Source organism: Mitsuokella apri, assembly GCF_047974105.1.
Classification (GTDB): Bacteria; Bacillota; Negativicutes; order Selenomonadales; family Selenomonadaceae; genus Mitsuokella.
This window is the reverse complement of sequence record NZ_JBHYRS010000003.1, coordinates 216804-229816: the sequence shown is the minus strand read 5'-3', so window position 1 is coordinate 229816 and position 13013 is coordinate 216804. Positions and strand designations below refer to the sequence as shown.

At 54.2% G+C, this 13013-nt stretch carries 13 protein-coding genes; all 13 read right to left on the bottom strand.

Annotated features, from left to right (window positions below; translation table 11 throughout):
• Positions 1-11 precede the first annotated feature (11 nt).
• A complete protein-coding gene (thrB, locus tag ACE419_RS06045; protein WP_432646211.1) occupies positions 12-941 on the bottom strand; it encodes a homoserine kinase in 930 nt (309 codons plus the stop codon).
• Between the two features lie 3 nt (positions 942-944).
• Entirely contained in the window at positions 945-2246 is a 1302-nt protein-coding gene (locus ACE419_RS06040) for a homoserine dehydrogenase (protein WP_435721351.1), read from the bottom strand.
• A gap of 18 nt (positions 2247-2264) precedes the next feature.
• The gene (locus ACE419_RS06035; protein WP_295635359.1) at positions 2265-2711 is read right to left on the bottom strand and encodes an ACT domain-containing protein; all 447 of its coding nucleotides are present in this window, start codon (positions 2709-2711) and stop codon (positions 2265-2267) included.
• A 190-nt stretch (positions 2712-2901) separates the two neighbouring features.
• Entirely contained in the window at positions 2902-3501 is a 600-nt protein-coding gene (gene plsY / locus ACE419_RS06030) for a glycerol-3-phosphate 1-O-acyltransferase PlsY (RefSeq protein WP_435721350.1), read from the bottom strand.
• Positions 3501-4832, bottom strand: coding sequence for a ribosome biogenesis GTPase Der (gene der / locus ACE419_RS06025; protein ID WP_435721349.1), 1332 nt, complete (start codon positions 4830-4832; stop codon positions 3501-3503). The genes plsY and der overlap by 1 nt, the downstream gene beginning before the upstream one ends.
• A gap of 43 nt (positions 4833-4875) precedes the next feature.
• Positions 4876-6285: a DUF512 domain-containing protein gene (locus ACE419_RS06020; RefSeq protein WP_432646216.1), complete on the bottom strand. Its 1410-nt coding sequence runs from the start codon at positions 6283-6285 to the stop codon at positions 4876-4878.
• Between the two features lie 92 nt (positions 6286-6377).
• Positions 6378-7421 (bottom strand): 30S ribosomal protein S1, encoded by a 1044-nt coding sequence (gene rpsA / locus ACE419_RS06015; RefSeq protein WP_432646217.1) that lies wholly within the window; start codon positions 7419-7421, stop codon positions 6378-6380.
• A gap of 2 nt (positions 7422-7423) precedes the next feature.
• Positions 7424-8251, bottom strand: coding sequence for a 4-hydroxy-3-methylbut-2-enyl diphosphate reductase (ispH, locus tag ACE419_RS06010; protein ID WP_432646218.1), 828 nt, complete (start codon positions 8249-8251; stop codon positions 7424-7426).
• 101 nt (positions 8252-8352) lie between these two features.
• Entirely contained in the window at positions 8353-8958 is a 606-nt protein-coding gene (locus ACE419_RS06005) for a lysophospholipid acyltransferase family protein (RefSeq protein WP_432646220.1), read from the bottom strand.
• 4 nt (positions 8959-8962) lie between these two features.
• Positions 8963-9619 carry a (d)CMP kinase gene (gene cmk / locus ACE419_RS06000; RefSeq protein WP_432646221.1) on the bottom strand — a complete coding sequence of 219 codons (657 nt, stop codon included), beginning with the start codon at positions 9617-9619 and terminating at the stop codon, positions 8963-8965.
• Between the two features lie 66 nt (positions 9620-9685).
• Entirely contained in the window at positions 9686-10990 is a 1305-nt protein-coding gene (gene aroA / locus ACE419_RS05995) for a 3-phosphoshikimate 1-carboxyvinyltransferase (protein ID WP_432646222.1), read from the bottom strand.
• 28 nt (positions 10991-11018) lie between these two features.
• Positions 11019-12263: a BaiN/RdsA family NAD(P)/FAD-dependent oxidoreductase gene (locus ACE419_RS05990; RefSeq protein ID WP_432646223.1), complete on the bottom strand. Its 1245-nt coding sequence runs from the start codon at positions 12261-12263 to the stop codon at positions 11019-11021.
• The gene (locus ACE419_RS05985) at positions 12260-13009 is read right to left on the bottom strand and encodes a pseudouridine synthase (protein ID WP_432646224.1); all 750 of its coding nucleotides are present in this window, start codon (positions 13007-13009) and stop codon (positions 12260-12262) included. The genes ACE419_RS05990 and ACE419_RS05985 overlap by 4 nt, the downstream gene beginning before the upstream one ends.
• Positions 13010-13013: the final 4 nt, after the last annotated feature.

Sequence of the window (13013 nt, the reverse complement as noted above, 5' to 3'; positions counted from 1 at the left end):
TTTATCTTAATTCATTCTTTTAATATCTGCGCACCGTGTGTATCGAGGTCAAGCGTCAAAATGCGTGCCTCGACATCGTGCTTCTTAAAAGCTTCAAGCATGGCCTTACCGACTTTCTCCTCGGCATGACGGCGCTCAAGCACGTAGGCGATGAGGCAGGGACCGGCGCCGCTGAGCGTTGCGCCGGCAGCGCCGGCACGGCAGGCCGCCTTGAAGACATCGTACATGCCCGGAATGAGCTCAGCGCGGTACGGCTGGTGCAGGGCATCGTCGAGGCCGAGGCGCAGATAGCGCTCATTGCCGCGCGTCAGAGCTGCGACGAGCATCGAAGCGCGCCCGATGTTGAAAATCGCATCCTTCATCGGCACTTCCGTTGGCAGGACCTTGCGGGCCATGCGCGTCGAAAGCGGGAAATTTGGTACAGCTACGACAAATTTCATGCGGAAGCGCGGCAGAAAGCTGAAGCAGTCGACGCGGCCATTCGTGACCGCATTGACCGTAAAGCCGCCAAAAATGGCCGGTGCCACATTGTCGGGATGTCCCTCGATATCCGTCGCGAACTGCAAAAGTTCGCGGCGGTTGAAAGGATTGCCAATGAGGGCATTGGCCGCCGTAAGGCCCGCGACGATGGCGGTAGCCGAGCTGCCAAGGCCGCGCGAAAGAGGCACGCGGTTTTCCATGTGAATGACGGCACCGCGGTAATCGCGGTCCTTGCCTGCTTTTTCCAGCAAATACTGGGCAGAGCGCCAAACAATATTGTGATTGTCACAGGGAATATTCGTCGCGCCCTCGCCTGTCATCGTGATGGAAAGGCCCGGTTCATGCGTCAGACGAAGTTCCAGGTCATTGTAGACGGTGCAGGCAAGGCCAAGACAGTCAAAGCCAGGACCGCAGTTGGCGCTCGTTCCGGGAACGCGGACGCGTATACTTTTTTCTGCCATGTTTTACCCCCGTTCCTCATTTTCGACGCGAATCACATTGCGGATTTCGTCAACCACCGGCAAATCCTTGAGTGCTGCCAGGGATTTTTCGATGCGCTTGTGCTTGACAAGATGCGTGATGGCCACGATTTCAGCATGGTCGACCACGTTGCGGCGTGTCTGAATGACCGATTTCAGGCTGACACCGGCATCGCCAAAAGCCGTGGCGATGGCACCGAGCACGCCCGGTTTGTCGTCGACGAGCAGGCGCACATAGTAAGAAGAAGAGGTCTTGTCAAGCGGACAGATTTTCTTCTGTTCATAGCACGTGCAGCGCACATGGCCAAACGTGCGGTTGATGATGTCGCGTGCCACATCGATGATATCCGAGACAACAGCCGAAGCCGTCGGCAGGGAGCCTGCGCCCTGACCGTAGAACATGGCCTCGCCAATGGCATTGCCGCGCACAAAAATGGCATTATAAACGCCGTTAACAGAAGCCAGCGGATGCGTCTTGGGCAGGAAGACCGGATGAACGCGTACATCGACGCCGTGTTCGTCCGTATCCTTGCCGACGGCGAGCAGTTTGATGACATAGCCAAGGTCTTTGGCATATTCAATATCATCTGGCGTGATTTTCGTGATGCCCTCAACGGATACATCCTTGAGCTCGACGCGCGTATTAAACGCCAGGGAAGCGAGGATGGCAGCCTTGCGGGCCGCATCGAGGCCATCGACATCAGCCGAAGGATTGGCCTCAGCATAGCCCTTTGCCTGTGCTTCCTTGAGTACGGTATCGTAATCTGCCCCGCACTCCGTCATCTTTGTCAGCATGTAATTCGTCGTGCCATTGACGATACCGAGAATTTCCGTAATGCGGTTGGCCGTCAGGCACTGCTTGAGCGGCGTGATAATGGGAATGCCCCCGCCGACACTGGCCTCAAAGCGGAAATCGACATCCTTCTTTTCAGCCATGGCAAACATATCCTTGCCAAACTGTGCCACGACGTCCTTATTGGCCGTTACCACACTCTTGCCAGCTTCCATTGCCCGCAGCATATATTCGCGGGCAGGATGAATGCCGCCCATGAGCTCAACCACGACATCAATCTCAGGGTCATTCAGAATCTCTTCAATATTATCCGTCAGGTTGACATTGCCGAGATAAGGACGCGGTTTCTTCGTATCGCGCACCAGAACTGTTTTAATAGCAATCGGTGTGCCGACGCGTTCCGTAATCTGGGGACGATTCATCTCGAGCACCTTAATGACGCCGGATCCGACCGTACCGGACCCGAGCAGACCAACCTTTATGACTTTATCCATCCGACACACCTTCTCTCCTTAGGACTGACCAAGAACTTCGAGACGTTTGACACCATCGACCATGCGCAGTTTGTCGAGCAGGGCTTCAAGGTCAACCGAAAGATTGGCCGTCTCAATTGAGACCGTCGCATTGGCAACCCCCTGAAGAGGAATGCCCTGATTGATGGTCATGATGCTGCCCGAATCTGCCGAAATCGTATTGAGCACGCTCGACAGGACTCCTTTTTTGTGTTCTAAGAGCAGCGTCAGCGTGACGATTTTATTCTGGCTGGCCTCATAGAACGGGAAAACATAATCCTTGTACTTATAATACGCACTGCGCGAAAGCTCCATTTTTTCTACCGCTTCGTTGATGGTGCGGGCGTCGCCGCGCTTGAGCATCTCCTTGACACGAATCGTCTTCTTAATTGCCTCTGGCAGGATCTCCTCACGAACAAGGAAAAAACCGCTTTTATCGTTGTTCATATATTACGCCTCCAATGGATACTAATCTTTTGACAAAGGATAGTATACCATAAGATGTGCACAAATGCCAATGAAATTTCCGTATTTGTCCAAAATATAAGGATATATTTCACAAAATGTTAACTTGTTACATGCGAAAAATAAAAAAACAGCCTGCATGAACAGGCTGTAAACGTTATCATTATGATGCTTAATCGCGATGACCGGCATGAATTTTATTTTCCGTGCCATTGAGCAGGCGGACGATATTCGACTTGTGGCGGATGATGATAAAGGCCGCGGCCAGAACGCCAAAAATCGTATAGGGCAGCGGATAATGCCAGACATAGGCGAGAACCGGCACCAGCGCTGCGGCCACACAGGAGCCCAGCGAAACATACTTCGTAATCATGACAATGACGAGCCAGACAAGAAAGACGATGAGACTCGGCACCGGCATGAGCATGGCAATGACGCCAAGGCCTGTCGCCACGCCCTTGCCTCCTTCGAAGTGGAGAAAGAGCGAACACGAATGACCGAAAATGGCAAGAATGCCGGCGACAACCATCAAAAGCGGTGTTCCCACGAAAGTCTCTGCAAGAAAGACACTAATCGCCCCCTTGAGGAAATCCAGCAGGAAAATCAAAAAGCCCGGTCCCTTGCCGAGTGTACGCCAGGCATTTGTCGCGCCAATGTTGTGGCTGCCGTACTCGCGCAGGTCGATATGCCAGATGAGTTTGCCGAAGACAAGGCCATTGGGGATGGAACCAAGCAGGTAGCTTGCGAGGCAGACAAGGATGACAGCAGTCATCAATAATCCTCCTCCTCTTTGCGTGCACGCACGATGAGGCGCAGCGGCGTCCCTTCAAAGCCAAACTGCTCACGCAGGCGGTTCTCGATGAAGCGCAGATACGAAAAGTGCATGAGGTCCGGATCATTGACGAAAATGATGAATTTCGGCGGGCAGATATCTGTCTGCGTCATGAAGAGAATCTTGAGCTGACGGCCGCGGTGCATCGGCGGCGGATTGATGGACACGGCATCGCGGATGAGCTCGTTTAAAACACTCGTCTTGATGCGCATGGCCTGCTGCTCTGCGACGTATTTGACAAGTTCCGTCACGCGCGTCACGCGCTGTCCAGTAAGGGCCGACGTGTAGAGCACAGGGGCATACTGCAGAAAGCCGAGCTTGTCGCGCAGTTCGTCCGTAAAGCGCAGGGTCGACTTGTCATCCTTATTCGGGTAAATATCCCACTTATTGACAACGATGACGACTCCCTTGCCCGACTCATGGGCATACCCTGCAATCTTCTTGTCCTGTTCGGTAATGCCCTCGAAGGCATTGATCATCATCAGGACGACATCGGCACGGTCAATGGCGCGCAGCGAACGCATGACGCTGTAGCGCTCGACGGGCTCGTCAATTTTGCCGCGGCGGCGCATGCCGGCCGTATCGATCAAAGTAAATTTCGTGCCATCTTTCGTGAAATGCGTATCGATGGCATCGCGCGTCGTGCCCGGCACATCGCTGACGATGACGCGCTCCTCGCCGAGAATGGCATTGACAATAGAGGATTTGCCGACATTCGGACGGCCAATGACTGCGATGCTGATCTCATCTTCATCTTTGACTTCTTCCTCTTTTTTCGGGAAAGCCGCGACAATCGCATCGAGCAGGTCGCCGAGGTTCATGGCATTCGAAGCCGAGATGGGAATCGGGTCGCCAAGGCCGAGATTGTAAAACTCGTAGACATCCATCGCGCGCTGCGGGCTGTCAATCTTGTTGACGGCCAGAATGACCGGCTTCTTTGTATTGCGCAGCAAACGTGCGACTTCTTCATCCGCCGTTGTCAGGCCGGCACGGCCGTCGACGAGAAACAGGATGACATCGGCCTCATCCATCGCCAGCTGGGCCTGCTGACGCATGGATTTCAGGATGTGATTGCTCTCGTCAAATTCAATGCCGCCTGTATCGATCATCGTGAAATGCTTGTTGAGCCATTCGGCATCGAGATAGATGCGGTCGCGCGTAACACCCGGCATATCATCGACAATTGAGACACGCTTCTTGCCAATCTGGTTGAACAGCGTGGATTTGCCGACATTCGGGCGGCCGACAATCGCCACGATTGGTTTGCTCATATTCATCCCTCTTTCTATAAAAAATTAACTTCGTAAATCTGTATCAGTACTGGATATTCTTCGTGTACCCCGCATTGCTCTGCCACATATAGGCCGTCTCACCGGCACGGCGCTTAGCATAATGCGGCCAGTCAAACAAGGCCTTGTAGTAGTCCGCCCCTGTCTGCACCGGCTCGATGCGGCTCTCAGGAAACTTTTCCCGCATCTCCGCAAGGCTCACATCATCGAGGAAGATGTCCTCGCCCGAACGCAGCGCAGACTCCGGAATCAAAATGCCGTCGCGCTTTCCCGGAAGTTCCTGAAGCTCTGCAATGATGTCATGCGCAGTCAGCAGGCCTGAAACGTTGACCGTCGGACCAAAGTGATGGTTGACGACCGGCACAATGCGCACCTTGAGATGCGGCAGTTTCTTTTCTGCCTGCGCCGCGAGCTCGCGCATGACAGGAGCCACAGCTGTACCTGTCACGACATCGAGATGAAGCACTTCCTGCGCAGCAAGCTCCCCTGCCTCTGTCTTTGCTTCCTGCTGCCAGTCGTTGATGAAATTGCGCGTGAGGCCGATGCCATTGTCGAGCTGAGGGAAACCATCGTAAAACTCCGTAGGCGGCACAGGGCGGCCGGCAAGGAAATAAAATTCATCGCCGAGGTAAATGAACGTGCGTCCCTCTTCTTCCTGAATCTTTTTCTGCCATTTTTCGACTTCATCAATGACGCGGGCAGCCCCCTCTGCGTCGAACTGATGCAGCGGGAACGGGTCCGTGCGGTACTTCGTGATGCCGACCGGCACGATGGCCAGCGAAAGCGCATGCGGCCGGCGGGCCACGACTTCACGAATCGTGCGCTCGAGTTCCTTACCATCGTTGAGGCCGGCACAGAGCACGACCTGCGTGTGGTAGTCCGCCCCTGCCTCTTCCAGATTGTCGAGCTGCTCGGCGATCCTTGCCGCACCGGGGCAGCGCAGCATCTGTGCGCGCAGTTCTGGGTTCATGCACTGCACAGAGACAAAGAGCGGGGACAGATGAAACTGTTTGATGCGCTTAAAATCATTCGGCCCCATATTCGTCATGGTGACGAAGTTGCCATAAAGAAAGGACAGGCGGTAATCATCGTCCTTGATGGAGAGACTCTGACGCATATTCGGTGCAATCATATCAACGAAGCAGAAATAGCAGTGATTGGCACAATTGCGGATGCCGTCAAAAACAGCCGACTCGAATTCGACGCCGAGCTCTTCATCGAAATCCTTTTCAAAGGAAATCATTTCCTGCTCACCGTCTTTGTGCTCGACAAGCATATCGATTTCCTCGTCCGCCATGGCAAAGCTCAGGTCGATGATATCGCGCAGTCCCTGCCCATTGATTTCAAGGATCTTATCACCCGGCACGAGCTCGAGTTCTTCGGCAAGGCTTCCAGGATGGACGCGCAGGATGATTCCCGGATAATATTTGCTCATTTTTTTACTCTCTTACACTACAAACAAAGGAGTGATGCATAAATCATCACTCCTCAGAATGTCATATCTTATTTTTGAACGCAGGCGTCCTATTAGTCACGAGCTTTCGTGATGGACAGCGAGATACGTTTGCGCTTCGTGTCGATGCGCAGGATCTTGACGCGTACTTCATCACCGACATGAACGGCTTCGTCAGCGCGCTCGATGCGCTTGTCAGCGAGTTCGCCCATCGGGATCAGGCCGTCAAAGCCCGGCTCGATTTCCATGAAGGCACCGAAGTCCGTCAGTTTGATGACTTTGCCTTCGATGATCTGGCCTTCGCTGTACTTCTCAGCATGGTCATACCACGGGTCACGCATCGTGTCTTTAACGGACAGCGAAATGCGCTTCGTCTCCGGGTCAACGCTCTTGACGTAAACGTCGAGTTCCTGACCAACTTCGAGAACATCCGACGGATGCTTAACGCGGTGCCAAGCGAGGTCGGAGATGTGAGCGAGGCCGTCTACGCCGCCGATATCGATGAAAGCACCGTAATCAACGAGGCGTTTAACCGTACCGCGTACCGTCTGGCCAGCTTCGAGCGTGGAGAAGACTTCTTCTTCCTTCTTAGCGCGCTCAGCTTCGAGAATAGCACGGCGGGAAAGAACGAGGCGCTGCTTGTGAACATCGATCTCGATGATCTTGGCATCAACCGTCTGACCGACATAAACGGACAGATCTTTGACGAAGTGGAGTTCCATCTGGGATGCCGGAATGAAGCCGCGCAGGCCTTCAACGGAAGCAACAAGGCCGCCCTTGACTACCTGAGTGATATGAGCCTGAACCGTCTCATCTGCTTCCTTCTTCTTCTCCATTTCCTTCCAAGCGACCATGCGGTCAGCTTTTACCTTGGAGAGAATGCCGCCGTTGTCGCCGCCAAGGGATACGATGAAAACTTCAATCTCATCGCCAACCTTAACAACATCCTCTGCGGATTCCGGAGCCGGATAAGCCAGCTCGCGCTTCGGGATAGGAATCTCCTGCTTGTATCCAATATCGACATAAGCCTCGTCGCGGTTCACCTGAACGACTTTACCTTTTACAGTGGTGCGTTCCTGGAGATCCGGCAGGGACTCCTGCGCTAATAATTCTTCCATGTTCATCTGTTCTGACACTTTTTATATACCTCCTTGATAATCCAGTCCGGTGTTGAAGCACCAGCTGTAATACCAATTTTTTTTATTTTGTCAAACCACTCGTCCCGCAGCTCCGCTGCAGTTTCGATATGGTAAGTCAGGCACTTCTCGGAACAAAGCTGTGCAAGCCTTGTCGTGTTGGCACTGTTCTTGCCGCCGATGACCAGCATGAGGTCAACCTTGCTAGCAAGATCTATGGCAGCGGCCTGTCGCTGGTCTGTCGCCGTACAGATGGTTCGCAGGATTCTGATATCCCTTGACTTCTCCAGAAGACGCATGACAATCTGCCGGAAGCGCGCTCCTGAAAATGTCGTCTGACACACGATGCCGAGTCTGCCGCAGGGTTCAAGCTTTTCTGCTTCTTCCTCCGTCTCGATGATCTGTGCCTTGCCCGAAGACCATTCAAAAATACTTTTGACCTCCGGATGTTCCTTTTCTCCGATGATGACCACACTGTACCCTTCATCCACGAGCTCTTTGGCGGAAAGCTGCGCTTTCTTGACATGCGGACACGTTGCATCCACAAGATTCAGGCCGCGCTCCTTCGCCTCTTCATAGACCTGCGGGCCTACGCCATGCGAGCGGATGATGACCGTTCCCTTCTCCATATCCTCTAAATGATTTACCGAACCAACGCCCTCGCGGCGCAGCCGGTCGACCATCTGCGGATTATGGATGATGGGTCCGAGTGTACAGGAGGTCCCGTCTGCGGAAGCATTTTCTCTGGCAATCTTTATCGCGCGCTTGACGCCATAACAAAAGCCAAGATAATCTGCTAAGATGACTTCCATACATCTACCACCATAAATCATATTCTTGTAAAGACGCCCAAAAGGCTTTTTTACAATCTATAGCCTAGTATATCATGCATAAGGGCGTCAGGCAAATGGTTTTATGAAATTTTTTCAATTTCTTCCCGCATTTTGGCGATATGGGCCATGATTTCCTGAGAAAAAGCCGCGAGCTGCTCCTTGTCGCGCCGGTCCCCCGTAAAATACATGGGCTTGCCATAGGCAACGCGAAGTTTTGGCAGAAAGCCGCCATTCTGGAAAATATGGTCCGTACCGATGATGCAGGCTGGCACGACAGGAGCGCCGCTCATCGCCGCGATGAGGCCAACTCCGGCTTCAGCCTTGTGCTGATGGCCATCCCTGCTGCGCGTACCCTCAGGGAAAAGTCCGAGCACATGCCCCATTTTCAGAACCTGAAGCGCTGCCTTGATGGCGCCGCGGTCTGCGGCACCGCGCTTCACGGGAAAGGCATGGCAGCTGCGGATGGCCGCGCCAAAAATCGGATGTTCAAAGAGTTCAATCTTGGCCATGTAGCTGACGGGACGCAGGATGAATGTCGCCAAAAGCGGCGGGTCCCAGTTGCTCAGATGATTGGCGGCAAGGATGACGGGACCTTCTTTAGGCAGATTTTCTTTGCCATACGTCTTTGTGCGAAAGACGATGCCAAAAAGCAGACTGAAAATGACGCGCAAAATCGTATACAGCATCGAATCACCTGCACATTCCGACAATCTTAGCGACAACTTCAGGAATCGTCAAACCTGTCGTATCGAGCAGCGCCGCATCGTCGGCCTGTACGAGCGGCGAGATTTCACGCTCCATATCGGCCTTGTCGCGCGCGGCGATATCGTGCTGAATGTCCGCCAATTTGACATCCATGCCCTTATCGCAAAGTTCCTTATAGCGGCGTTTGGCTCTTTCTTCAATGGAAGCCGTCAAATAAATCTTGACATCGGCATTCGGCAGAACATTTGTGGCAATGTCACGGCCGTCCATGAGCACACCGCCGCGCTCTGCCATTTTGCGCTGCAGCGCGACCATCTTCTCGCGCACAGGGCCAAGGGCTGCGACCTTCGAGACAATATGGCTGACAGCCGGCGTGCGGATTTCGCTCGTGACATCCACACCATCGACGCGTACAGTCGTTTTGCCCTGTTCATAGGCAAGGTCCACATCGATATCCGGCACAACCGCAAGAATGGCCTCATCCGTCACCTCACCGCCCTGCTGCAGGACTTTCCAGGCAACAGCGCGGTACATCGCGCCTGTATCGATGTATGTATAGCCGAGCTCCTTCGCTGCCAGCTGGGCCACGGTGCTTTTGCCCGCGCCGGCCGGACCGTCGATTGCTACTACGAGTTTTTTCAAGACTGATTCCCCCAAATGCAAAATAAATATCTGTTGTCCCAGTTTCCTGTTCTTCCGCGTCAATTGTCATGCCTGCAGATTGGCCAGTGTGCTGTAAAAAGCCGGATACGAGATATTCACGCATTCCGGTTTTTCGATGACAGCGCCTTCGCCGGCTGTGCCGAGAATGGCCAGTGACATGGCCATGCGGTGGTCATCATAGGAGAAGCAGGAGCCCGTTTTGACCTTTGTGCCGCCGTGAATGACGAGGCCATCAGCACTGGCTTCTACAGAACCCGGTGCCAGCTTGTTGAATTCATCCGTAATAGCCTGCAGGCGGTCAGTCTCCTTGACGCGCAGCTCGCCGGCCCCCGTAATCACGGTATCGCCTTCCGCAAAGAGTGCGGCCACGGCGATGACCGGGATTTCATCAATCAGGCGCGGCATGATTTCTGCGCCAAACGAGACACCATGGAGCTTCGAAGCTTCCACGCGAATATCCGCTGCGGCTTCGCCGCCGCTCGTACGCTCATTTTCAAGCGAGATTTTTGCGCCCATATCCTGCAGAACATCGAGAATGCCCGTGCGCGTCGGATTGACGCCGACATTTTTGAGCAGCAGTCTGCTCTGCGGCACAATGGCACCGGCTACCAGCCAATAAGCTGCCGAACTGATATCGCCCGGCACTTCGATAGCTTCGGGCGCCGTAAATTCCTGTACCGGCTGAATGGTCACAGCTGTACCCTTTTTCTCTGTGTGCACGCCAAACGCCTCAAGCATGCGTTCCGTATGGTCCCTCGATGTGAACGGCTCAACGACCGTTGTCGCGCCGTCGGCGTACATGCCGGCGAGCAGGATGGCCGATTTGACCTGAGCACTCGCTACAGGGCTTTCATAGACCATGCCATGCAGTTTTTCTCCTGCCGGCACAATTGTGATAGGAAGCTTCGTATTATTTTCGCGGCCAAAAATCTTTGCGCCCATCTGACGAAGCGGCTTAATCACGCGGCCCATCGGGCGTTTGTGCAATGAAGCATCGCCCGTAAACGTCGTCAGAAACGGCTGCGGCGCGAGAATTCCCATCATGAGGCGCAGAGTCGTACCGGAATTTCCTGCATCGATGATAGAAGAAGGTTCCTGCAAGCCGTGCAGGCCATGACCGCAGACCGTGAGTTCCGTATCGGATATGAAGTTGACATCTGCTCCGAGTGCACGCATGCAGGCCGCCGTTGACAGGCAGTCCTGTGCGTGCAGGAAATTCGTGATATGCACAGGTGTCGAGCCCAGTGCCGAAAACATGACGCTGCGGTGTGAAATGGACTTATCGCCGGGAATCACGATTTCTCCGTGCAGTCCCTTTTTCGCCTTGCCAATCATCTTCGTATTTTCCATGAGAGTTCCCCCCTGATACTTAGCAGAATCAATCGTCGTTCCAGACGCTCCAGCAGCCTGCGGCATTGCCCATTGAAAAAGCGGCCTGCAGATTGTAACCGCCCGTGTAGGCATCGACATCCGTGACCTCGCCGGCAAAGTAAAGACCCGGCACGAGCTTCGACTCCATCGTCTTCGGATTGATCTCGCGCACGGAAACGCCGCCGGCTGTCACAATGGCCTCAGCCAAAGGCCGTGTCTTCGTAATGGTCAGCGTCAAATGCTGCAGCGTTTCCACAAGGCGATGGCGCTCCTCGGCCGTGACCTGATGCACGGGCTTTTCCGGCTCCAGATAGGCATAATCAAGCACCGGCTCGATGAGTTTATGCGGCAGAAGGTCAAGCAAGCCATTCTTCAGCGATTTGCGGATGTATTTTTCAAAGTCGCGCTGAATGCGTGCATCGAGCTTTTCCGGCGTCAAAGCAGGCTTTAGATTAAGCTCAAGTTCGACAAGCTTCTTTTGAGCGAGACACGCCGCGGCCCTGCGGCTCAGGGAAAGAATAATCGGCCCCGTCACGCCAAAATGCGTGAACATCATCTCGCCAAACATTTCCTGAACTTTTTCGCCATCTGCTAAAAGCGTTGCCCGCACATTGCGCAGGGAAAGTCCCTGTACATCCTTTACCCAGTCTTCTTCTGTCTCCAAAGGCACCAGCGACGGGCGCAGCGGCACAATCGTATGGCCGAGTTTCTTGGCCATCTCATAGCCATCGCCGCTTGAGCCCGTGCCCGGATACGAAGCACCGCCGACGGCGAGGATCACGGCATCGGCTTTATAATGCGCTCCGGACTTCGTGCGCACGCCGGCCACGCGGCCATCCTGCGTCAAAATATCCGCCACAGGCGTCTCGAGCTCGATTTTCACGCCGAGCTCATGCAGGCGGTGTACCATGGCATCCACAACGTCCTGCGCCTTATCGCTGACCGGAAAAACGCGGTTGCCGCGCTCCACCTTGACCGGCACGCCCTGTCCGCGGAAAAATTCCATGACATCCTGATTGTCAAAGGCACGCATGGAACTGTTCAGAAAGGCGCCGTTGCCATGAATCTGACGGATGATCTCCGGTACATCAGCGGCATTCGTGATATTGCAGCGGCCCTTGCCCGTAATCATCATCTTGCGCCCGGGCTTTTTCATTTTTTCAAGCAGCGTGACTTCTGCGCCGTTTTCGGCGGCACGGATAGCTGCCATCATGCCGGCAGGACCGGCTCCTATGACCAGAATCTGTTTCATTTCATTAATCCCGCCAATCTGTAGAGCATAGCGACTTCCTCCTCCGTCAGCGCGCGATGACGGCCCCGCGGCACACCCTTGAGCGTAAGGCCGGCAAACTGCACGCGCTTCAGTGCTTTGACATCGCAGCCGACTGCCGCGAACATGCGGCGCACCTGACGGTTGCGCCCTTCGTGAATCGTGATTTCCACACGCGAAAGACCGCGTCTTTGGTCATTTGGCTCAGGGTCCGGCAGCATGCGGACCTTTGCCGGAGCCGTCATCCCATCTTCCAAAAGAATGCCCTGCCTGAGTTTCATGATTTTTTCGTGCGTCAAATTTCCCGTCACGCGGGCATGATACGTCTTCTCCACTTCAAATTTTGGATGCAGCAGACCATTCATGAGCCCGCCGTCATTCGTGATGAGCAAAAGGCCTTCTGTATTGTTGTCAAGGCGGCCAACTGGATAAACGCGTTCCTTGACTTCGGGCAAAAGGTCGAGCACGGTGCGCCGCCCGCGGTCGTCCTTCGCCGTGGAAAGAAAGCCCTTCGGCTTATTGAGCAGCAAATAGACATGCTGCTCACTTTCCCTTATTTTTTTGCCATCCACGGTGATTTCGTGTGCAGCAGGGTCAAATTTCTGCCCGAGCTCCTGCACAGTCCTGCCATCTACGGCCACACGGCCCTCTAATATCAGCTTTTCTGCGGCACGCCTTGAAGCAAGGCCGGCCTGACTGATGATTTTCTGCAGTCTCTCCTCTTGCATCCTA